The 24,468-nt window shown below is 53.2% G+C and carries 14 protein-coding genes; 2 read left to right on the plus strand and 12 right to left on the minus strand.

Features of this window, described 5'->3' with window-relative positions:
• The first annotated feature begins 966 nt into the window (after window positions 1-966).
• On the plus strand, window positions 967-2,088 hold the full coding sequence (locus ACI2KA_RS16155) for a right-handed parallel beta-helix repeat-containing protein (protein ID WP_404503489.1): 1,122 nt from the start codon (window positions 967-969) through the stop codon (window positions 2,086-2,088).
• A gap of 17 nt (window positions 2,089-2,105) precedes the next feature.
• On the opposite strand, the gene ACI2KA_RS16160 is transcribed toward ACI2KA_RS16155, so the two are convergent.
• From ACI2KA_RS16160 to ACI2KA_RS16215, 12 genes are all read right to left on the minus strand, one after another.
• Window positions 2,106-4,328 carry an HAD family hydrolase gene (locus tag ACI2KA_RS16160; RefSeq protein WP_404503490.1) on the minus strand — a complete coding sequence of 741 codons (2,223 nt, stop codon included), beginning with the start codon at window positions 4,326-4,328 and terminating at the stop codon, window positions 2,106-2,108.
• A 5-nt stretch (window positions 4,329-4,333) separates the two neighbouring features.
• Complete coding sequence (locus ACI2KA_RS16165; RefSeq protein WP_404503491.1) at window positions 4,334-5,461, minus strand: hypothetical protein; 1,128 nt, start codon at window positions 5,459-5,461, stop codon at window positions 4,334-4,336.
• Between the two features lie 269 nt (window positions 5,462-5,730).
• Complete coding sequence (locus tag ACI2KA_RS16170) at window positions 5,731-7,035, minus strand: capsular polysaccharide biosynthesis protein (RefSeq protein WP_404503492.1); 1,305 nt, start codon at window positions 7,033-7,035, stop codon at window positions 5,731-5,733.
• A 3-nt stretch (window positions 7,036-7,038) separates the two neighbouring features.
• Window positions 7,039-8,322, minus strand: a complete 1,284-nt coding sequence (locus ACI2KA_RS16175; RefSeq protein ID WP_404503493.1) for an RkpR, polysaccharide export protein — start codon at window positions 8,320-8,322, stop codon at window positions 7,039-7,041.
• A complete protein-coding gene (locus ACI2KA_RS16180) occupies window positions 8,319-8,984 on the minus strand; it encodes an ABC transporter ATP-binding protein (protein ID WP_065116773.1) in 666 nt (221 codons plus the stop codon). The genes ACI2KA_RS16175 and ACI2KA_RS16180 overlap by 4 nt, the downstream gene beginning before the upstream one ends.
• A complete protein-coding gene (locus tag ACI2KA_RS16185; RefSeq protein WP_404503494.1) occupies window positions 8,981-9,751 on the minus strand; it encodes an ABC transporter permease in 771 nt (256 codons plus the stop codon). Before ACI2KA_RS16185 ends, ACI2KA_RS16180 begins: the two co-directional genes overlap by 4 nt.
• 126 nt (window positions 9,752-9,877) lie before the next feature.
• Complete coding sequence (locus ACI2KA_RS16190; RefSeq protein WP_404503637.1) at window positions 9,878-11,062, minus strand: polysaccharide biosynthesis/export family protein; 1,185 nt, start codon at window positions 11,060-11,062, stop codon at window positions 9,878-9,880.
• 178 nt (window positions 11,063-11,240) lie between these two features.
• On the minus strand, window positions 11,241-12,551 hold the full coding sequence (locus tag ACI2KA_RS16195; protein WP_404503495.1) for a capsule biosynthesis protein: 1,311 nt from the start codon (window positions 12,549-12,551) through the stop codon (window positions 11,241-11,243).
• The gene (locus ACI2KA_RS16200; protein ID WP_404503496.1) at window positions 12,548-14,143 is read right to left on the minus strand and encodes an LTA synthase family protein; all 1,596 of its coding nucleotides are present in this window, start codon (window positions 14,141-14,143) and stop codon (window positions 12,548-12,550) included. The genes ACI2KA_RS16195 and ACI2KA_RS16200 overlap by 4 nt, the downstream gene beginning before the upstream one ends.
• 61 nt (window positions 14,144-14,204) lie before the next feature.
• Window positions 14,205-14,996 carry an SDR family NAD(P)-dependent oxidoreductase gene (locus tag ACI2KA_RS16205; RefSeq protein ID WP_404503497.1) on the minus strand — a complete coding sequence of 264 codons (792 nt, stop codon included), beginning with the start codon at window positions 14,994-14,996 and terminating at the stop codon, window positions 14,205-14,207.
• Between the two features lie 13 nt (window positions 14,997-15,009).
• A complete protein-coding gene (locus tag ACI2KA_RS16210; protein WP_404503498.1) occupies window positions 15,010-16,422 on the minus strand; it encodes an aminotransferase class I/II-fold pyridoxal phosphate-dependent enzyme in 1,413 nt (470 codons plus the stop codon).
• Window positions 16,422-23,861, minus strand: coding sequence for a type I polyketide synthase (locus ACI2KA_RS16215; RefSeq protein ID WP_404503499.1), 7,440 nt, complete (start codon window positions 23,859-23,861; stop codon window positions 16,422-16,424). Before ACI2KA_RS16215 ends, ACI2KA_RS16210 begins: the two co-directional genes overlap by 1 nt.
• A gap of 253 nt (window positions 23,862-24,114) precedes the next feature.
• Here ACI2KA_RS16215 and ACI2KA_RS16220 point away from each other — a divergent pair, with 253 nt between their 5' ends.
• Window positions 24,115-24,441, plus strand: a complete 327-nt coding sequence (locus tag ACI2KA_RS16220) for a hypothetical protein (RefSeq protein ID WP_404503500.1) — start codon at window positions 24,115-24,117, stop codon at window positions 24,439-24,441.
• Window positions 24,442-24,468: the final 27 nt, after the last annotated feature.

Here is a 24,468-nt window from a genome sequence, read left to right on the forward strand (position 1 = left end):
GATCATAATAACAATATCATGATATTGTTATTATGATCGATCGCCACTCAAATCTGATCTCCACTCTAATCAACTCCGCCTCACTCATATAGTTTCCACGCATAATCATTCTCCAACCATATCGACAATTTCAACATAAAAATCATATATTTACGCGTCATCGTCCCGCAATCCGCAAATTGCAGGCCGTAAAAGCAAGATTCTGCCCGCAGATTTTCATCCACCACAAATGTTCATATATAATTCAACGCAACATATATTTTATATGTTTATGCGTGTGCATCTATATAAATATATGTTTATGGAATCCTCCCAGGTCGAAGGGGTGTTCCCCTCTTCATCTCGGTTTCCAAATTCAAATTCTTCTTCTGGTTGTGTAAATATTGCCTCTTGCGCCGACGATTCCTAATTTTCGCCACCCTTCGCCTCATCAGGGCTGTATCTGCACGAGCTGCAAGGACGTACATCTCATAAAGACCCATTTGAACACACCTTTCCTATCACGCGACGCAGTTGCGACCGTGTCATGAGCTTCATCTCTTTTCCCACCAGCCTTTCTGCTCGATGGGCAATTGCAACGGGGCACTGAAAACTGCCACCTAGGGAAACAAAGACACTTATCAGTGCCCCGCATACGCGTTTATGCCTGCCACGCCAGTCCTTTAGCCAACGACCTTCGGAGAAATAGAAAGGTCCACCACAAACCCATTCCATCTCTCCTCTGTCTATCGCCAGAGGACATTCAACATCAGACCACGAATGTGAGAGTGACCGCTTCACCTCACACCGGTGCCGATTCAGCGTCAAACCAGAATATCTCCCGGTTCATCACGGAACAGGCGTAGTATAGCTCAGGGACGCAGGGTGGGGATGAACGGGGAAATAAAATCCCCCAAGGCTTGACTGCGATCAACTAAAAATATTTTCTAATACCAGCGGTGCTAACCACTAAGTGTGACGAAATCAATGAGCAGTAAGCATTCTAAAATTCCATTCGTCGCTTTCAGCAAGAAAATCTCAGTCGCCGCATTGGCATTATCACTTCCAGCCACATCAACAATCCTTGCCCAGGATTTGCAGCCAGCAGCATCCTGTACCCCTTCAACAGAACAGCCGATCACAGACAACATCTCGAGCGAGCCAATCTATTTGAATTGTAGTATGACTTTGCAAAAGGGGGTCACGATAAAACGGCCTATTATATTGGAAAGTTCGTCAGCATCAAATGTTGTGTTGGATTGTAACGGGAGCACCTTAGACGTATCTGCTGTGAGCAAGCCTAGTGAAAAAATAGCAATCGTGATACGATCCAAAGAAAAACTTCCAGGCCAATGGGACGTTCCCAAACATATAACTGTTAAAAACTGCAATATAAAAGGCCTTATAAGAGTTTACGGCCTAGATAAAAATGCTAATGGCCCTAATATGCGGACTTCATCACTAAGGCCCACTCACACAGACTTCGCTCAAGCCTCTGCGCCGCAACACGTCACCTTCCTCAATCTTACTATTAACGCGACTGGAGGATCCGCACTCTACATAGGCCCTGGCGTAACTTGGACAACGCTCCAATCCTCAAATTTAACTGGATACAGCAACGGTACAGCTATCTATCTGGACGCGGAATCGGCATATAATTCAGTAATCGGAAACAGTTTTACATTTAAAACAAAGAGCAGAGAATTAATCGCAATCGATGGGTCTGCTCATAATCGTATAGTAGATAATACGTTCAACGACCCAATAAATGGCGGTATTTTCCTTTACCGCAACTGCGGAGAAGGTGGCGTAATACGCCACCAGACACCCGAATTTAATACAATATCACACAACACATTCATCTACACCGACGACGCACAACTCGCAAAGCCCGCGATTTGGTTAGGATCACGCCAGGGAAAGCAAAAGTTCTGCTTTACGGACCCCTTGCATCCATTCGGAAGTAGCCTCAGTTCACTGGATTTCGCGCGCAACAACAATATCATCGGGAACTATCTAGCTAATGGAGTTCCCGAATTAATCAGAAACTCCGACATCGAAAACGTTATTCAAAACAATAAAACGGATCAACCTATCACCGAGCGATGATATATCCGAATTATTCGTTATTGAAGTGAAAATTCCTGGCCGCCAATTATCTTTGCCAAAACCGGAAATCTCATAACCCACTTCCGAGCTTTTACCCGAGTATTCTTAGGATTCAATCTCTGATACTCACTGAGTTTTTCCAATGCCATCTTTCTATTTCCCGCCGCAAAATAAGCTTCCGCTGCAGCGCGCAAATAGTTCGGACGACTTGGCAACAATTCAAAGGCCTGTAAAAAACTTTCTGCCGCTCCGCTAAAATTCTTCTTAGCTAGCGCCGACTTTGCCGTGCTTTCCGCCCCTTTAGCAGTAGGCTTACTCACGGGTTGCTTAACCTTGAGACTTTCTTTCCATATGATCTGGCTAGGCTCAAGATGTTTCCTGATTCCCGGCTCAGCTGCCAAATATCGTTCTTTCACAACTCCATATAAATCTTCGAAGGCTATTCCATAGAGCAGCTCAACATCCTTTGCCATCGGGTATCGGAGATATGTATCAAACGTCAGAGTGCTCACCTCCGAAGACAAGATTGAAACCTCCGGTCTGATCGGCGAACTATTCTTATACTCCTTCGCTAGAGCAACAGCACCAGAATGAGCGTAGTCGACAAAATACTTTCGTTGCTCGTCAACACCGTGAGATTTTCCTACTGGAACGAAACCATCACCATGCACAGCTACTCGCAAAACCGTATCCTCGCTATTGCAAATAAGACTTTCGTAAACAAATCTATGCGTGCAAATGCCAAGAGATGGATTATCGTCAGCGCCGTATTGAGATACAAATCCTTTCAAATCCAGCTGATCCTTAACGCCAGCTGCAGTACCAAAAACAGCTAGATAGTAACCCTTCAGTTTCTGGCCAAGCAAGCTAGAAAGAGAATCCTGCATAGTTCCAGCATAACCGATATCCACAACAGCATGCTTCCCAGTACCAAGCCCTTTCTGAGAAAGGTACCGCAGTAGTGACCCCCGTTCATCGGAGGCTATATCCAAAAGAATATTTTCAATCTCTAAAACTAAAGCCGTTAGCGCTTCACGATCAACCTTATTATTTATGCTTTCGTCAGCACCAACAAAGCCATGTCGTTCAAATAATTCTTTATCAATTTTATCGGCTTCAATACCATAGTTAGACTCGAGCCAATTCCCAAGCGTACGTGCATGTATCGCTTTGGCAATCGGTTGGAGCAAATCGAAGCGATTTTTCATCATTGGCACTCGAGTCATTCTACGAGAGCAATAGAGGTAATCAGTTTCGATACCAAAATCTTCAAACGGAAAGAGTTCATCGAAAACGCGCTTCATAATTTCCCCGTCTCGGGACAGGAAATAAAGTCTCGATACGCCATCCGCTTTTGCCTCGCGGTAGAGCCAAAAACTGAAGCCAAGCATCATTGGCCCAAGGGCAGTATATCCAAATTGGAACGGATCAGAGGCAAAAAAAGAATCCATATCAGATTTGCCGCAATCATCAAAAAAGCGGTCCGCAATCATAGCGTCAATGACACTCTTAGTGAGAGACCAAGACTTACGCCCAGCCAAATCAAGTGTTTTCGCAAATTCCGATGATTGCCGGAAACTCACCATAGAACGTGGCAAATGAAAAGCCGCGATGGAAAGCGCTCTAGGTGACGCTATATCTCCCTTCGGGTTGTCACCGATATGTACAATTTGAGATGGTTCGATTTGTAAATCCATCAAAATGTGAACAAAGAGGTCTCCCTCGCGTTTCGTCTTCATCAATTCATTTGAAAGATAAAAAACTGAGAATCCGCCAACGCCCGCACGCTCAAGCAAACTAAGAATAGCATTTCGCGGTAGGTACATATCTGACGCAAGAACAATCTTTTTTTTGAGCATTTTCGCATATTGAAATAAATCATATCCAACAAAACGAATATCTACGCATTTCAACTCAGTCTCTATTTCGAGTTCTTGCAGCTTAGAAATTATAGAATCATCAATTCCAGTAAGCTCTTGGATTGCACGGTAGATATCATCGAAAGTAACCTCCTCGACACCATTTTGCCGTGCTTTCTCTAATGCATTTTTCTCGGATTGAACACGAATCGACCTGAAGTCCGATATAGCCCCCTCAGTTAAGTCATGAACCTCTGCCTTCATAAGGTGAAATATGGCGAGAGGAGAATCTACTTTCCGCCGAATTAGAGTGTCGAAGACGTCGAAAGAAACAATTTCCGCCGAATCAATTAATCTCTTCGCCTCAGCAATATCCAACATCTAACTTATGCCCTCCGTGTGAGGAGAGTTGAAACATTATTATGTAGGTTTTCCAGTCGATCAATTTGCCTGAAACCCCAATACCAAGACAGCATATCACGCATTTTGTTTCGCCCATCTATAAAGTTTATATTCCTCGTATCTGGAAAATCTCCCGACTTAAGTACATATCTCCAAAAATCGGAAAATAGAAAATTATGCAAAATGCTTGCATAGCTATCTTTCGAGTAAATACGTACAGGCGGCCTGAACAAATACATAGTATTCTTTCCAAAATACTTAGCTTCCGTGACGACTGATGAAGATATAGTAAAAACAAATTCCACCTCATCTGTCGCCAACATCATATATGTCGGATGCTCGGTCATGGAGACATTCCGAAAGCCGCGAATAAAAGACAAAGTCTTTTCATCTCCATTTTTAACAAACGGATGTCTGGAATAATAAATGTGGTGTTTTGACCGAGCCACTTCGTCGAAAGCGGACCGATAATCCAAAAGATTGAGCATACCTTTACTGGAAGCAATAGCCTTATCTTTCAAAGTCTGGCCTATATAAAGCGCGCTATGGGGCTTCAGATCATTATTTAAGCGAGGCTTACCCCGATACATTTGCACTCGGAGCCTATCTGCGTAGACATAACTCAACTCTTCCGGCAGCTCAAAAGAGGACAATCTTTCTTTTATTTCAACATCATTTGAGTCAAAAGCAAATAAAAGATCATCTAAGAACCTTATGGGATGCAACCACATATCAATGTATGTGCACCCGGCACGAGCGATAATTTCACGAGTCGCACTGCTGAGCTCGTAGCCAAAGATAAGGCTACCTGATGGGAAGTGTTGACTGAAATACTCTATAGACGCGTCTTTTATATCGGTAGCTTCGAAGAATATTTGTGTGTCCTCAATGTCTACGGCCAAATTGGAAAGATCGAAAAACCTCTTTCGGTCGAATTTAAAATCGTCATGCCATCGCTTGGATGCGATTGTAATAGGTAAATCTGAACCATTAGAGAGTGGACGACGAAAAAGGTCGACAAGCCACTTCAAATTGCTGTCCTGTTCCTTTCGACTGGTGGACAGCAAATCCGAAGAAATGAAGATTGCAGTGAACTTATTGGCTTTACTCAAGATTTCGTTCCTAACTAAACCGATCAACATGCTATCAAATAGCGTGTTTCTGCCTATATGCAATAACTCTGAATTGCATAGAAATTCTTAGACTGAAGGTACTGCCATACCCCAACATACAGCGCTCATAAGATTTTTTGCCTTTTCTCGGTAAACTTACGGCTCCCAAATGAAGACGTAGACGCTCGGAGGAGAACGATCTTTATCTGAAACAACCGATAGATCGCATAACGCTGATCGCGTTTCCATGAAGACAAGGGAGTGCCATATCAGTCAGAACACCAAGGATATAAGACTCTTCCTATCCAACGATATCGTTTTGGTACCTCTCTGAAAAATCCCGCAGGATTACTCCGATATTGCGCAACGTCCCGTTCATTTCCCACCCTTGCCACCACGCGGGCGACAATAGGGGTCAACAAATGACGCCAGCCGAGCAGCCCATAGGTGCCGTAAGGCTGCCACTTGACCCTTCCGGCCAATGATACGCGAGGCTTCACCAGCGGATCTGCGAGGCTATCTATCGTTTCCTCAAATGTGGAGGTGTGCCCGGTGCCGGGATCAAAATACATGGGGTACAAGATATAGGCTGCGGCAAACAGCGCCTCCACAGAGAGCTTTCTGCCACGGCGGGTCAGAGGTTGCCTGTCATCCGTCAAACCCCAGCCAGCATAAAAAGGCGCGCCGACAGTCGTGACTTTCTTTCCCCGCATCAGAGCCTCAAAACCCGCAAGAGACGTGATGGTATAGATGTGGTCCGCGTGCTCCAGCGCATCCGGTAAAGAAACCTGCCCCTTCATGATGGTGCATAGGTGTTCCACCTCATCCGGGTTGGAAACCTCCCGGCGCATTCGGCTCAAGACGTCCGGGTGTGGCTTGTAAACGATATCCGCGTGCGGGTTTTCCTGCGCGGCCAGACGCACGAGGTCATTATTCGTAAACGGACGATCGCATCCATAAAGAATGGAGGCATCCTCCTCCACCTGACCGACAACCAAGACCTGGGGGCGATGGCTCTGACCGCTAGTCTGTTGAGCGGCGGATGGCGCCAGACGGCCGTTATACTTTGTCAGCCTCTGCTGCAATATGCGCCGGATGCCCTCCCGTGCACGCTGGATCAGCGCCGGGTCGCCATCAAAGTCGTGATGGAGAAGAAGCTGCTCCAGATCACTGGGGCCACGGCTGTCGAAATACGGCCGGCGGCTATCCAGTGACAGAGAGAATGGTACCGAATAGCCCGCATGCGCTTCCAGCGAGCGGATGAAGCCATCCTCCATGAAATAGACCTGGAGGCCGAGGCGCTCGACCTCATGCAGCGCGAAAGGAGGAAGGTTATTGCTCCACACAAGGATCACCGGCTTCTGCGCCGCCACCATAAGCGGCAATATCCTGCGGTGAAAATCGCGTTCCGTGATCCGGAACGGTACGAAATGAAACTGCTTGTGCGGGAAAAACTGTTGCAGGAAGGGATGTTTCCACGCCTTCATGTGAAAGGCGATGACCGGACCTGGCCGGGTGAGCGCCTCCGCGCGCACCGCAAGCGGATTATGCCAATTATTGAGGGAAGCATCCATCGGTCAGTTGCGATCGCGAATATTATAATAGGCCATGGTGATGACGCCCCACAGGAACAGGCCACCTAGGAACACCAGTGCCACATTCATGAGGCGTGAGGGATATTGCGCCAATTGCGACAACGTCGGCTCAATGAAGGTCGCGAGATATCGCTGCTGGTTGTTGGCATCCATCCGGGCTTTTTCCAGCCCGCCAAGTGCTGCCGTGTAAGCCTTTTCCGCAAATTCCCGTTCGGTTTCCAGAGATTCGTATTGCAGAATCCGGGTAGCGACATCGCCGGACTGATTGTTCCCGGTACTACCGCCGCCGAAACGTTGTTTTTCCTGCTCCAGCTGCTTTTCCAGACTTTCGATCTGCGTGGTGATGACACGGATGCGCGGCGAGTTCGGCGCCATTCGCGTCAACGCGGCCGTCAGTTCGGCTTTCAGTTGCGTCAATTGCTGCTCTAGGGAGCCGACGAGCTGTGCGGCAAGCTTTGCGGCTTCGACGGGGTCCGCCTCCTGCGACACATCCCGGAAATTGCGCAATGCCACGCGGGCCGCGGAAAGACGACCTTCCGCAAGCGCAACCTCATCCTGCGACGCCTTCAGAACGCCGTTTCGTGCATTGAGCGACAGATCGTTGATCAGTCTCTCGCTCTCCATAATCACGGCTGCAGCTATGGTTTTCGCGGTCTCGGGATCAAATGCCTTGACGGTGACATTGAGGATCGATGAGGTGTGGTCATAATCGACCTTCACTATATCCTTCCAATAAACAAGCTTTTCTTCGATGGGCAGATTGGGCTCGAGCGCATAAAAGAAATCCATGCCGCGACGGGCAAAAGCCTTCTCCAGATCGATCGTCCGCGAAACGGCCTCGATCATGCGCTCGCTGCGGATGTAATCGAGCAGCATATATGAATCCGCACCGGTGGTGCTGCCGCCCGCGCTTTGCGTGAACATGCCAAGAATATCGCTGCTCGCCTTGCCATCGATGCTGCGCACGGCGAAGGCCGCGGAACTGTGATATTGATCCGCCGCGACGAATGCCATGTATAATCCGGCGACCGTGGTGGGAAGCGCAACAGCGAGCAGGAAACCGGCGCCAATCACCGCATGGCGGAGCTTGAGGCCTGTCAGCTTCTTTCGCTTGTTCGGCGACGCTTTCGTCTGGCGTGATGTATTGTCACGCTCGGCCTTCAGATCAACCTTCAGCAGATTATCGATTACCGTGGTATTGGTGCGTTTTGCCGGAAGCTGAGCGTTCTCCACCTTGTTGCCGGAACGCTGTTGATCGTCGCTCATTTTCCACTTCCTTTCATATTGCGGTCATGAACGCGGATCGCATCCTCGACATCATCGAAATATGTCAGCTTTCCATTTTCGAGAACGACGCCGCTCTGGCAATAATCGCGGATCGTTCCCGTGCTGTGAGACACCATTATCACATCGGAGTCCTGCAAGCGATGCTGGAAAACCTCGTGACACTTCTGCTTGAAGTTGGCATCACCAACCGCCGTTATTTCATCGACCAGATAATAATCGAACTTGACGCCCATGCTGACGCCAAAAGCAAGCCTGGCCTTCATTCCCGACGAGTAGGTGCCGACCGGTGCTTTGTAAAAGGCTCCCAATTCGGCGAATTCTTCGACATATGCGACCAGTTCTTCGGTATCGACCCCATAGATACGCGCCACGAACCGGACATTCTGTTCACCCGACATGCTCGGCTGGAAACTGCCCTGGAAACCGAGCGGCCAGGAAATTCGGCCGCTGCGGACAATCCGCCCCCGGTCCAGCTGCAGGGAGCCGGCAATCAGCTGCAGCAAAGTCGACTTGCCGGCGCCGTTGCGGCCAAGCAGGCCGATGCTGCGGCCACGATTTATCACAAGCGACGCGTTCTCGATGATCGGTTTCTTGAAACCTTTCACACGCGCATATTTTGTTGCCTGTTCCAGTCTGATCATCGGCTCCTCAACACGGACGCGGAACGGGTGAACAGAAGAAGACCCATGAACAGGATCGTCAGAGCGAAGGAATAGAGATAGGTCATATTCATCATGTCCGCCCGGTATTCCGGATAAAACCCTTTGCGGAACAACATGACGACATGAACCAGCGGATTGAGCAAAACAATATCGCGGATCGGGGCGGGAAGCGCGTCAGGCAGGAAAAAGACGCCGGAAATCAGGAACATCGGCCGGTTGATGATGTTGAAGACCTGCTCGTAAAGCGGAAACCGCAGCGTCGCGACATTGTTGAATATGCCGATCCCCAGGCCGAGCACGGTCGCGGCGAAAGCCGCCTCGATAATCGCGGGCCAATTCAGATATACCGGTTGATCGACCGTCAACAGGATCAGGCCGAGGACGCAGAAGGAGACGACGGAGGTCGTTCCCGCCTGCAGGATATAACGGGCGACGATCGTGTCGATCGGCGCGACGTTGGGATAGCTGAGCAATGTCCGGTTGGCCTTGATCGCCCCGTTCAGGAAACCCGCCATCGCCGCGTAGAACTGAAAGGCGAGATAACCCGTCGCGAAAAAGAGCGCAAAACTTTTCCCGAGAGCGGGCGTATGCGTTATCGCCATGAAAATCAGCGACATGAATGCGATATGGCCGGCCGGGTCAATGATGGCCCAGACATAACCGCCGGGCTTGCTGCCAAATCGCGTCGACATCTCGCGGATCAGGAGCGCACCAACCACACGGATATGGGCCTTCAGATAATACACTCCCGGCACCTCCGTATCTCACTCAAACCGCAGAAAAAGTGTCCGCGATGGTCAAGAGCCACGCGTCTTTCGGATTTTCTGCACAATCTGCGGTATTTATGACACTCCACGGCAACGGAAGAAAGCTTAATCAACCAGATTTCTGACCTGGTATGCCGTCCCCACCGGCCGGCCGACGAGCTGCAGGAAACGATCCAGATCAACCACGGGGTGACGGGAAACATAGATAACGTCGCGGCTCTTGATCGGGAATGTCTGGCCGACGATGAGACTGTCGGCGCGCGTCATGTCCAGGCGATAGACCAGCGGGTAACGCCCGTCATTGTTCGGGTTCATGCCCTTGTCGCGCAGCTGGCGGAAACGTTCCGCACCGAGCAGGTCCGCGACGATTTCGGGTTCTTCATAACGAAACACAAAATAGCCGGCGGCATTGGAACGATCAGAGGTTCCACCCCCCGCCATGGCCACGGCCTCAAGTATATTCAGGTCGTTGGCGCCGAACTCGATGCGGCTGTTCTTGCTGACCTCTCCAAGGACGGTAAAGGTTCGCGGATCCTTGGTGACGAATATCTGGTCGCCAGGCTGGACGTAGATGTTTTCAGACGGGTTTTCGATAACCGTTTTGAGAAGCGCGCTGCCGGTCGCGCGGCCGCGAACCAGGGTAACGTAGGATTCATAAGGCTGAGCGCTCGGACCGCCGGCCTTTGCGATCACTTCGGTAATAGTCTCACCCGTGAGGCTCATCGGCACCATGGAAGGACGCCCTACCGCCCCGGAGACGGTAACATTTCTGGAACTCGTGCCAACACTCGTAACAAGAACATCCGGCTCGATCGCCTTGTTGGTCAGGCCCGACAGGATCTTCTGACGCGCCTCCTCAAGGGTCGCACCTGCGAACCTGACGGTGCCGACATAGGGAATTGCTGCAGTCCCGTCTGGCTGCACAACCACATCCAGAACCGTCTGCTTGTTCTCGGAACTTGAAAACAACCCGTTCGCGCCGGCTTCGAAAATGGAAATCTTGAGCTGGTCACCGACACCGATCACGACGCGCTTGGCTGCCCCGCCAATACCGAAACGCCGGTGAAGCGTTGTCGTGGAGAAATTCGCGACCATCTGCGCGGAACGGTGACTGACATCGACGACATCAAAGACCGTGGAAACGGAATCGCCCTTTACCATCGCCGGCTTGCCGGCCTGCGATTTAATCTCGTCAGCAGTAGGGCCGGCGCTTGGCAGCGTGTCACATCCGCCAATACCGATTGTCGAAACGACGATAAAGCAGTTGCGAAAAAGTTTCGAATTCCCCAGAAAACGCAAACCAAATATCCCCAGAAATGCTCGTATTCCATTGCGAACGCCGCCCTGTCCGGCACTCGACACGGTTGCATAAACCCATGACGTTTTAACCTCAACACGAGATTAATGAAGACCACAAAATATGGCACGGCAATTCAACACCCATTCTTTGTTGCCGCATGTGCCATTGTTACAACGCTGCCAACTCTCTGGCTTCACGACGCTTTTTCGGGCGACGGCGTGGCACGGACCCACAATCCCCGCCCGGAACGTTGATCTCATTCCTCAGCAACCTTTCGGCGATTGCCTCCGCCGCCGCAACAGCCCCCTTTTTTGAGTAGAAGTTTCCCCGGACGTGAATAGCGGCAGCCAGAAGTTTAAAAAAATCCTCGACCAACGCCGCGTCCGGCTTTTCAGCAGTCCGCCAGAAATCATCCAGTGTCCCCTGATAGGTGGCACCCGGAACATCATATACCGCGCAGCCGAGCACCTTGACTGGAATTCCCTGCCGCAGGCCATGCAATACCGCCGTTGAATTCACCGTCACCAGGCCACGGCTAGCCTCGGTCAATCTGAGAAGATCACCACCATCCACGTAATGAACCCTGCCTTCAACGCCGTTCATTCTCGCCGCTTGACCAACCACGTGCCGCCACTTCATCAGGCCGTTATCGAGCGGATGAAGCTTGACGATCAGGTCAGCATCCACCGGCGCTCGTCGCGAGAAGGACCCGATGATCTCCTCGATCGCTTCGCTCTGCGTCGAATACGGCGAATGTGACCTCAATTGATAATCCGTCTCGAGCTGAAGCGGGTAAATAAAGACATGGCGTCCAGACCGAACAACCGTTTCCACGAGCTTGTCAGCTCTACGGCGCGCTCCTGATGACGTCAAAATCCGTCCAACCCAACCCGCATATTCGGCGACGGGATGAAAAAGGCCGTGGCGGCGATAACCTGGATACAGGGGGGAGAGAAACACATTTGGAAGATTATAGGAAAGGTCGAGCAGAGCCTCCGTCAAGAAACTCTGACTGAACTTGCGGGCGAAATCCGGCACAGCAAGCCCTTGCGCCGCACGCCTGATCTCGGCGGGATCATTAGGAAACCGGGAGTTCGACGACATGCCGTCTTTTTCAACGGTAACCCAATCCGGCCGCAAATACCCCATCTCGATAACGGTCACGGCAATATGCAGCGTTTTCGCAGCATCGATTGCCACTCGATGATAGGGACGCTCCTCACCCAAGAGGATCAGATCGGTGACGCCAAAGTCACGGAGAAAGGCATGAATGTAATCCAACCAAGCCGGCCAGGTTCCGCGATAGTTGACAGCCCCCGACCGTCTCCAGAACAGCCAGTCACCTGCATTGAGATTGATGCGCAAACAGCGGTGGCCGGCATGTTCCAGACAGTCCGCCAACCTGTAAAACAACGAAGAAGACGGTCCCTGCAAGAACAGGAATACCCTCTCCTTCGCTTTTGGAGGGTGGTCGTTCATGCAAATCGCTCTTTATACAACTTCGCATGCAGCAGGATCGTCTCGATCAAATTCCAGGGCGCCTCCTCCCTGACCTGCACTTTCGCACCGGCATTGAGAGCCACCGCTCCCAATGGAACGACGAAGTAATCTGTACGGGGATCCGGGAACGGGTCAGCGTAGCTTTTGAGCAGCGGCGCATGATCCCCGTAAAAAGCGAGCCAGACTGGCCGTTCGGAGGCGTCGAGTGCCTCGACCAGAGTTCCAAGCGCATCGTCGGCACGCTGCAGAAGCTCACGATAGATTTCAACGGGCTCGGTCAACCCTTCACATCGACCGGCCTCCCATGGCCCATGGTTCGCCATCGATGCAACGAAAACAAACGTCGACTTGTCATCATCTATATTATCGATCGTTTTCAACACCTTATGCGTAAGATCAAGATCCGAGACGTAAGGGTCTGCAATCGTCGGCTGATGATCGAACTCGTCCAGCATCGTCAGATGTTCGAAACCCAGAAGCGGCAACGCTTTGTGACGCATGAAGAACGTGCGGTCATACGGATGGATGAACTGCGTGTGCCAACCGTTCCGCAATAATTTATTCGGCCAGGCCAAGTCGGCGTAATGTCCGGCACGCAAATACGGATAAGAGGCGTCGACATGAACCTCTTCAGGTTTCAACCCGCTCAGAACAGCGAATTCCGTTCGCAGCGTATAACCGCCTTCAAACACATTGGTGAGCCTGCCCGATTGCACTGCCCGCTTTTTCAACCTGTCGATGGTTGGCAATTCCAATTGGTTGTCGCCGAGATGGCGCAGGTCATAGAAGGATTCCGACTGCCAAACGACAACGAGGGGAGCGTCGTGATGCTCGCCATCAATCAAATCGTGGATCGCACGATGCAGACCATCAGAAATCTCTTTGATCAGCGTGTCACGGTTTTTTCCAAGCCAGACGAGAAAGTGGAAAACGACTGACGCAAAGGTTCCAAACCTGACCGTGTTCGGTCTCACTTTAAGAGTTACGAGCAGGGCTTCCGACAGGCTTGCAGCAACACGGTTCACCCGCCTGACCAACAGAAGACTTATCAGGCCAAGATAACCGATACACCCGAATACGATCCAGAATAGCTTGTGCCTTGAAGGAAGCACGGTCGGCTCAAAGATCATGTATAGCGCCGAGACGCCGAAAACATACAGGACCGCCAGGATCCAGAAAATGATGTTGAATTTTGTCGCGTAGAAAATCGTCTTGTATTTAAAGACATCGAGAACCAGCGCTATGTCGGAAAACAGCAGTGGCTCGCGAATAAAAGCAAATTTGACGCGGGAAATTGCGGTAAAGATAACGAAGTAGCTGGCAACCGCATGCGCCGCGTAAATCGGACGCCAGGAAATCACAAAAAAGAACGCAAATACCAGGGCGATGACGGGTAAGCGGGCACAGCTCTCGACAAGAAACCGAACGCGACTGCGGACCGGAGAATATTTTCTGCGCGCTTCTGCAGGCAATGCAAAACGGTCTGTAAAATATATCACCACAGCAGCGGCAACAAAACACAGCGATGTCAGCAGAAATGGATGATCTTGAGGCGTCAATGAAATTCCCATGAGAGATGTCGTTCGGTGATATCGGTGTCCTTGATTGCGAAATTCATCACTGGTTTTCCGGTCAACACTTCCTTGCTTGAAGTAAGACAGATCGCTTCAACTGCCAGTACAGGACGGGCTTGATGAAGCCGCCCAGCATAGCCAGAACCTTCAACTTTAAACCAAAATGGACTTCACGCCTGCGGCGGGAGATGCCGTCGAAAATCTGCCGGGCAACGGTCTCTACAGACCAGGGGCTTGTGTCTCCCATCAATACCTTGGCAAGCGGCGGCCTCTTCGGCAGCTCATTCAGAAGCTGCGGCGTGCAGGTATCAGGCGGAAAACTTATGCCGACATGGATGCCGGCACCGACTTCGCTGCGGAGGCTCTCAGCGAATGCGGCGAGAGCAGCCTTGGAAGCACAATAGGCGGAATAGCCCGGAATTCCGATAAAAGCGGCGGCGGAGGAAATCATCATGATACTCCCGCTGCCACGACTTTTCATGCCGGCATAGATCGCTCTTACGGCATTCACCGTGCCTGAAAAATTGACGTCCATCTGCATTTCAAAATGCAAGGGAACCAGTTCTTCAAAAAAAGCAGGCTCAACAATGCCAGCCGACGTAATCAGTAGATCGCAAACGTCGAACGCGCGCTCGCATTGCTCGAAGGCCTCGCGGAGCGCATCCATTCGCCTGACATCGGCTGAAACCGCATTCACCCTGCCCGGCCCGAGCTGCTGCAATTTTTCACAGGCAACCCGCAGCGCACTTTCATCTCTGGCGACCAGCGAAACGTCATAACCATTCAAGACGCACAGTCGGGCGAGTTCCAATCCGATGCCGCTCGAACCACCCGTTATGATTGCGTGCATATTCCGCCCCGCCTCAAGGATTTGCGACGATGCGCTGCAGCTCATCCAGGTTCAAGGATGTGGCTGAGATATTTTGTTCGGCAAGCTCCTCCAGAAGCTGCGCAGTCGTTTCAACGGCATGAGATATCTGGTCTTGCGTGTGTTCAGCCGTCAAAAAGAACCGGATTCTGGCCAGGCGTTCAGGCACGGCGGGATGAATGATGGGCAGAGCATTGATCCCCGCTTCAAAAAGGCGATTGCTCAGTTCCACAGCCCGTAGAGAGTCACCGACGATAACCGGAACGACTGAAAAGCCGGCAGTCGTACCCGTATCCAATCCCCTGTTTTTCGCTGCCTCGAGAAACAGCTGGCCGTTCCGGTAAATCTGACGGACGCGCTGAGGTTCCCGCCGCAAGACAGCCAGGCTAGCAATCGCCGCCGCCGCCAAAGGAGGGGCCAGACCGACGCTATAAACGAAACCGCCCGCGTTCCCTTTGAGAATTTCCACCAGAGCCCCGTTTCCGGCAATATAACCACCGCAGCTCGAAGATGTTTTCGACAGCGTCCCCATCCAGATGTCGATTTCGGTCGGGTCGATGCCAAAATGTTCAAACGTTCCCCGCCCCCGTGCGCCCAGCACGCCGAGCGCATGCGCCTCATCGACCATCAGCCAGAAAGGATATTCGTCGCGAAGGCGCAATATGGTCGGCAAATCGGCAATGTCACCGTCCATGGAGTAAACCCCTTCGACGATCACGAGGACATGTCGATAGTCCTGGGCGGCGCCAGAGAGGATTCGCTCCAGATCGGCCATGTCATTGTGCTTGAAAACCAACCGCTTCGCGCCGGACAACTGCGCGCCTGTAAGCGCACTGTTATGAATAAACTCATCATGGATGATGAGGTCCTGCGGTGTCATAAGGCAGCTTATGGCTGAAAGATTTGTGAGATACCCGCTTACGAAACAAACGGCCGCCTCAACGCCGTAATTTTCTGCAATGGATTTTTCCAGCTCGACATGCAACGGCCTCTCTCCGGCGACCAATCTGCTGGCCGAAGACGAAATTCCATAATGCTGAATGGCGCTTCTGACCGCGTCATGAACGTCCGGATGGGTGTTTGTCCCGAGATAATCATAGGATGCGAAATTGATCAGCTTTCGACCATCTATCATGGTCTCGGCCCCGGCAGCGATATCATGCGACCGGTGAAAGGGGTTTTCTACACCGGCAAATTTCGCGGCGGCCTTCTGTATCTGAAGGGACTTATAGGCCGGATGATCCTCAAAACCTCCACGCGCCTTTTTTCGGGGCGGCGCCAGCTTCTCGGCGGACCGTAGATCACGTTTTTTCTCGACCTGGCCACGCTGTTGCCGCAGCTTCTCCAGCATCCCTGCCGAGAGCGCCGGTTTGGCTCCGCCCTTACCAGAACCGTTTTGCCCGCTCATTAAACGGCCTCCGCAATTTTCTGGACGCCATGTCTGTTCGCCAGCCCTTCCAGCAAGTCATCAACAGCCTCTTCGTTCGCGTCCTGGGGCTGACGACTCGACAGTTTTTCGCGAAGCTTTCCCACAATCGCGCCAACCGTCGTGTTGTCGGAAATGCTGCTCAACGGCAGATCGACCCCGGTTTTCTGCTGAAAACTCGTTCCGAGCTCCATGGCCATCAAACTGTCCAGACCAATATCCCTGAGCACCTTGTCCGGCGTGATGTTGTTTTCGGCCATCTTCAAGATCGAGGCCAGTTCCGCCGCAATCAGCGAGTGCAAGATTGCAGCCGCATCCTCGGGGGATTTATCAGCCACCATCGAATGCAGATCTATCTGCTCGCCGACGGCAACCTGCTCGTGAATTTGACCGTTTGAAATTGCCGAAAACAAGGGCTGTTTCACGGTCTTCAAGGTTCCAGCCGCAGCCCAGTCGATATCGGCGATCATCACGGTGGCGCTGTCGACATCCCCAGGCATGGCAATGAGATATTCCTCGACAAAACGCAGGGCGTCGCGTGCCTTGAGCGCCGTCTTGCCGATCCGCTTCGACAACAGGTCGTTCACCTGCGTGTTACGGGCCAGGAACCCCGTATCTGCGATCGCCCCGAAACCGACGGCCAGGGCAGGTTTGCCCCGCAGACGACGGCCCCTTGCAAGACCTTCCAGATACCCATTTGCGGCGACATAGTTGGATTGACCCGGGTTTCCGACCATCGTGGTTGCGGACGAGAACAGCAGGAAGAGATCAAGATCGTCTCCGTCAGTCAATCTATCCAGCAGCACGGCGCCTTCTACCTTGGTGTGCACGACGGGCCTGTTACGGTCACGGCTGAGATTTGAAATCAACGCGTCGTCCAGCACCATGGCGGCGTGTACGACGCCCTTGAGGGGAGCCGCTTTGCGCAGATCCGCCAGCAAGCCGCGCAGTTGCGCCTCATCGGTGACATCGCAAGCATGCACCGACGCCTCGATGCCCATCTCGTGCCAGCGTGCAATGGCATCGCGCGTGTCGCCATCCAGCGTACCGCTGCGCGTTGCGAGAGCCAGATGCGACGCGCCTTTCTCCGCCAGCCAATTGGCCGCTTCAAGTCCAAAGCCGCCAATACCGCCGACGACAAGATAGATACCCGGCGAGACACGGAAATCGGGCCGACGTCTTTGCAACACGGTTTGCCTTCCGCGTGCAGGCGGCGTCACGAGGATCTTGCCGATATGACCGGCGCTTTGCATCAGCCTGAAAGCCGTGGCAATCTCATCATGGGAAAAGGCGCGATAGGGCAGCGGCTTCAGCGCGTTTTCAGCAAAAAGCGCCGAAATTTCCTCGAATATCTTGGCGGTAATATGCGGCGCCTCCACCAGCAGCTGATCCGCGTCGATACCGAAATAGGAGATATTCTTGCGAAACGGTCGCAAGCCGATCTTGCGATCGGCATAATAGTCGCGTTTTCCGAGTTCCAGGAAGCGCCCGAACGGCTTCACCAGTTCCAGACTGCGTTCCATGGCCTCCTGGAAGAGAGAGTTGATGACGACATCCACGCCGAGACCGTTCGTCACGCGCAGGACATCGTTGAAAAACTCGAGCGAACGGGAATCGAAAACGAAGTCGACGCCGAGGCTCGCCAGCAAATTCCGCTTCTCCACGGTGCCGGCCGTGGCAATAACCGTCGCGCCCTTGAGTTTTGCGATCTGCAAGGCGGCAAGCCCGACACCGCCTGCGGCGCCATGGATGAGAACCGTCTCGCCGGCCCGCAAACCCGCAAGCTGCACAAGCGCGTAATAGGCCGTCAGGAATGTCACCGGCAGCGTCGCCGCCTCGATAAGGCCGATGGTGTCGGGAATGCGCGTCACCCCCTTTTCCGGGACGACGACATGGGTCGAAAACGCATTCGGGCCGATGCCCATCACCCTGTCGCCCGGGCTGACGTGGTGCACATCGCTGCCAACCAACAGAACCGTACCGGAAAACTCCATACCGATCGTGGCGCCGGCAAAGCCGTCCTCGAGCGCCTCTTCCGGCAGCATCCCCATGGCCCACATGACATCACGGAAGTTCAGGCCCGTTGCCGAAACTTCCACAACGACATCACCGGCACCTGCGACCGGCAGGCTGTTTTCCTGCCACTCGATGGTCTCGATGCGGCCAACCGCGCGCTGTACGATCGAAGCAGACTGAAACGTCTCTGTGCGCTGCTTTGACCGCTGAAACGGACCGGAAACAACCCTGAGCGCCCGGCATGTTCCATCGGCGGCATCATGGAGCAGTTCGTTTTCACCCTGCGCCTGCAATGTCAGGAATTCGTGCCAGAGCTTTTCGGTCAGCACGCTTCCGGCAACATCGATCGTGACGACATCGATCTCGTCATATTCGTTCTGGAGCACGCGTGCGAAAGCCCAGACCGCGTGGGCAACCGGATCGACGCAGGTTCCATTGGTTGGCGCACCGCCCGGAGCGACGATAATCAGCCGCGGCGGATATTTCCAGGCCCCCGTGGAGCAATGCCGCAGGGTTTCGGCCATCTCGCCCAGAAGACAGATATAGTCCTGAAGGCTCGACGAATGGCTTGCGGTCGCAGAATGATCGGGCAAGACCAGTATGATGTCGAGTTCACCGGCGCCCAGCTCGGCCAAGGCGTCCCGCAAAATCGCAGCGGTCAAATCCGGGCCGCACTGCAGTTCGACGTGCCTGTCCGCCCGCAGATCCGGAAACGCCATGTCTTTCGGCTTGATCGTCAAAAGGTTCTCGCGCGTCTGCAGCAGCCGCGGTTCATCCATGCCGACGTCACCGCGCGCGGTCAGGATCGCCAGCGACCCGTCCTCGAAATCCGCCCGAACAACGGCGCCTCTGGCAAAACCAAGTTCGCCGATCCGGCCCAGCATCTCCTCATTGGAGAGCATTTTTCCAACCGGCAATTCCGAAAGAACGCTCTGCCTGAACCACCCTCCCTTCAGCCCGAAGACGAAATCAGCAAGCGAAGCGTATTGATGCTCGACGAAACAAAGCTCGGCGCCGGATTTCGCGATTGAAGTCAATGCCGAACTCAACGCCTCGCTGTCTTGCAGGCGTCCGAGGAGAAACCCGTTGGCGCTGACGACGAGATCGACGCATCGGCTCAAGCCGTCGGCATCACAATCCACGACGTCGACACGCGGATTTTTGGCAAAACCTGTCGCCAGATTGCTCTTGAGATTTTCATCGTCTTCAATGATCACGAGCTTGGCGTCATAACGTTCGGCAAGGCTGGCCAGCCGTGTGCTGACAGCGACCGAAGTCGCACCTATTTCGGCAATCACCAGCCCCTGGCGATCCGGAGCAGCCTTCTCCAAGAAGGCTTCGACCAGATGGCACGCTTCATCGATGCGTCTGCGCGCAATCGTCGTTCCGTTCCGGAAATGATCGACAGTCGCCTCCGGAACGTCATAGCCCGCCAATTTTGCACGATCCCCATCCGCCAGCGGCAAATCCAGGCTGCTCATGGCAAAATGATAGGCGTCGTTCACCAGGATGGCCGCCGGACTGATCTCGGGAGACTCCGCGATCAATTCGCGAACGATGTCGGTAAAAGCCGGCAAATCCGGATCGGAAGCAAGCACCCAGCATCCGTCTTCAAATGTCGCCAGGCCGCAGTCCTCGAGAATGAAGAAGCAGTTGGCGAGATAAGACCTGAATGACCGATGCTCATCCAGAACGGATGCATCAACACTGCCGAAAGCCTTCTGGACCTTTTGCGCTATGTCATACGACGCGCGATAGACAGCGGCATCCAGCACGAGGAGCGAAACAGCAGTCTCGTCCGCTTCGTACTGGGGAACGAGGCCGGGCAAAAGCGCATCCTGAGCCGAATTGCGCGAGCCGATTATCCGCTCATAATGGAAAGAAACGGTTTCAAGGGTATGATGGACTTTGAGGAATGTGCGTCTGAACCGGCAGTCATCCAGACTTGCAACCAGCTCACCGTTTCCGTCCATGAGTTCCACGCGAATTTTCAACGAAAACGGCGAGGCCCGCAATATCTCGATCTGCGCCGAGCGTATGTCGGCCATATCCGTTCGTGATCGGATTGCGCCAAATCTTACCGGAATATAAGGCGCACCCGCCAGGTCACCCGTCAGATCGGCGAACAGGGCGACGAGACCATGAAACGCCGCGTCAATGGAAATCGGGTTGAGGTGGTAGGACAAATGGGGATGGGCAGGTTTGCCCGCTTCTAACAATTGCACATGAAGCTTGCGATCAGGCAAGACGCCGACATGCTCCAGAAGCCTGAAATCAACCCCGTAATCCAGCCCGAACTGTCGTGCAGTTCGATAGGCGGCTCCGCCGTCGATCGTTCGGACCTTCGATAGGTTGACGCCCGGTTGAGCGATTTGACGCGCAAATTCCGCGACCGGCCTGCGAATCCGGCCTACGGCGTGAACGCTCCAATCATCTTCGCTCAGATATTCGCGGGACCGAATTTCCATCTGACCTGTTTCGGGCGAAATCACGGTGGAAAGTTCGGCCAATCTGTTCTCGTGCAGTTCCAGCGGCCGAATAATTTCCAGATTTCTTAATTCCACATCCGACGTCGCGAAGAATTGACGCGCCGCCTGCACGGCGATTTCTATGAAGGCGCTGCCGGGCAGAATGGACTTTCCGTCGACGACATGCTGCGCGAGATCGGGAAACAGGTTCGCATCGATGTGGTTCTTCCAGGATGCGGCATTGGGGTCTGTGCGCCACCCCAGCAACGTGTAATCCGCTTCGGCATTGCCGCGACCGAACAGGTTCAGGTTATCCGACGTCGGCTGTACCTGCAGGCACTGCGGCTCAAACGGCAGCGGCGGCAGTGCGATATCGGCACGACGATGACAGATATCATCCTTCCATACCGAAGCCCCGCAGGATACGGCCTGCGCCACGATGTGAGGCAGGGGATTGTTGCTCAGGGCCGGTCGAGTGAGCGTCGGCAAAATCGAAACCGAAACGCCTGCTTGACGGGTATTCTCCGCCAGATACGAAGAAAGGATCGGGCGAGGACCGATCTCCACGAAGAGATTGCATCCCTGCTTGAGTGCCTCTGCCGTTGCGTCCGCAAAACGAACGGCATCCCGGACATTTCTCCACCAGTAAACAGCATCCAGCTTATCACCGCTTTCGATGATCCCGGTAACGCTGGAGATGAATTTTATGTCGCCGGACCGGGGCTGGTAAGCCGGAAGTTCGGCCAAGAAGGCATCCCGCTCCCGATCAATGATCGGATGATGAAATGGATAATCGATATCCAGGATGTGGACGGGAATATGTTCCTTGCGACCAATATCCTTGAATGCCTTTATTTCACCGACAGGACCGGAAATCGTGACCGATGAAAGCGTGTTGATCGCGCCGATCTCAATGCCCGACAGACCATTCCTGCGTGCGAGGTCCTGCGCCCGTTCTGCGGACAGAGCGACGGCAGCCATTTTCCCCTCGCCGGCAAGCGCATGCTGATGACGCGATCGAACGGCAACAACCGCAACTGCATGCTCAAGAGAAAGCGCCCCGGCACAATAGGCGGCGGCAATTTCACCGACCGAATGTCCGAACACCATAAAGGGCTTGATGTTTCGGCTGATCAAACGATCTGACAGAGTGGCCTGGATGGCAAACAGGAGGGCCTGGGCAATCCTGGTGTCCGGCAGCAAGGCGGCGAGATCCTGCGACACGAACAGGGACACCAGATCGACGTCAAGCCAGGGTTTGAAGGCCGCGCAAATCTCATTGAAGCGATCGAAGAAATCCCGGTCATATCGGTAGGCGTCCTGCGCCATGCCGATCCATTGTGAGCCGTTTCCGGAAAAGGCGAAGGCAATCCGGGTTTCTCCGGCAGGCGCTTCCCCAACGCGACCCAAGCCGGTCGAAGATCCCGCCAGAAACTCTTGGGCACCTTTCCGAACGACATCGGGGTCTTCACTATCGACTGCGAAACGATGTTTATGGCGCGTTCTGTTCAGAGCCGATACGGCGACAAGTTCGCGGCGATCCGGTCGGTCGCCCTTCAACTCTTGAACATAATTTCCAAGCAGGCCCTCAAGGGCTGACCGCGTTTGTGCGCTCACCATAAATGGCCCGGAGGGCAACGCACCTTCATCGACAGCCGCTGTTTTTTCGGGATCAGCAAGCACGATATGCGCGTTGGTCCCACCGAAACCGAAGGAATTCACACCGGCAAGGCGCGGTTTTTGTCCCCGCGGCAAGGCGTAACCGGACCGATTGATCTCGACGTTTAATCCTTGGAAATCGATTTCGGAATTCAACTCGGATGCGTGAAGCGAGGCGGGAAGAAAATCATGTTGAAGCGCGAGAATAGCCTTTATCAGACCGAACATTCCAGAAGCGGGCTCCGAATGACCAACATTCGATTTTACCGACCCCACCAGCAGCTTCCGATTTCGTTTTTGCCCCAGCTCTGTTCCGATCGCCCACAGTTCCGCGGGATCTCCGACTTTCGTCCCTGTGCCGTGACCTTCGATAAAAGCAAGGTCATTTGGATCGAGGCCATGGCGCTGATAGACGTCACGCAGTAGCGATGCCTGCATTTCACGCGACGGCAATGAAATGCCGTTGGTTCTTCCCGCAGAGTTCAATCCCGTCGCAAGGATAGTCGCATAGCTGCGGTCTCGGTTGGCTCTCGTTCTTTCCGTTGTTCGCAGAACGACAACCCCTCCGCCCTCGGATCGGACATAACCCTGACCACCCTCACCATACGCCCGACACAGCCCCTCGGGAGACAGCATGCGCGCTTGCGAAAAGCCAACAAAGGAAAAAGGGTGAGCAAGAACGTTCACGCCGCCGACAATCGCGGTGTCTATCTCGCCGCTCGCGAGCGCACGGACGGCCTGATCCAGCGCAACAAGGGAGGATGAGCATGCCGTATCGATCGTCAGACTAGGCCCGTTCAATCCAAACACATGCGAGATGCGATTGGCAATAATCGACAGGGTATTGCCGGTCATAAAATACGGACTGCCGGACGCGGGGTCCTCGACAAACGTATTGCCGGAATCAAGACTCGACGCGCCGATATAGACCCCCACGCGCTCCTTCTGCAGCATGGGAATGGTGAGGGAAGCATCTTCCAGGGCGCGCCACGCGAGTTGCAAAATCACCCGCTGCTGCGGATCCATATACGTGGCTTCACGGGCAGTCAGATTAAAAACTGCGGGATCGAAATCATAGACATCCTCGATCACACCGGCAGCGAACGTATAGGCCTTTCCCGGCGTGCCGGCGACTGGATGCCAGAAACGGGCATGACTCCACCTGTCTTCGGGAACGCTGGTTACAACGCAACGCTCATCCTTCAACAATTGGAATAACTCGTCTACGTTCCGAGCTGACGGGGTGCGGACGGATCGTCCAATAATCTCAACTGACATGCCTTACTCACAATCCTAGATAGCTTGAATGCAACAAAGCTCCCCGTTGATCAACCCAATATCCGTAAATTCACTGATTATAAGGTATCCAATGTATATGTCGGCGAGGACACCCCATATTGCCCAGGGCAGGCCTCCCGAAACTCATCTGAAAATCGGTTTGCCTGCTCGGGAAGCGACGCGACACCGCTATTGACCATAAGCTGTAAAGTACGCCGACTTCACACTTTTAACTCTAGTGGGCGGGGAAAGAATGAACTGGAACTATCTGCAACAACACTGGGATTGGGCAGGCCACATCATCGAAGCCCTGTTTATGGCGGCAATTGTCGCCATGCTGGTCCGGATTTTTCTTTCATGGCGTTTATCCTGGATCGTTGGCCTCGCCTTCGCTGCAGGTCATTTTCATGGCCGCGAAAAAAGAGACTACGAAGTGTCGGTCCATATGAAACCGCCCCATCTGGAGGGATATTATTTCTGGCGCTGGTCGTGGGACGGGACGACCGACTTCTGGCCAACTGCGATCATCTGTTTTGTACTCATTTTCATCGTTGCGAAAAATTCCGCTGGACCTCGATGAGTTGCAGTTCCTTTTCCAGTGCTCGCA

Origin of the sequence: Agrobacterium sp. NPDC089420, from assembly GCF_044900305.1 — a bacterium.
Lineage (GTDB): Bacteria > Pseudomonadota > Alphaproteobacteria > Rhizobiales > Rhizobiaceae > Agrobacterium.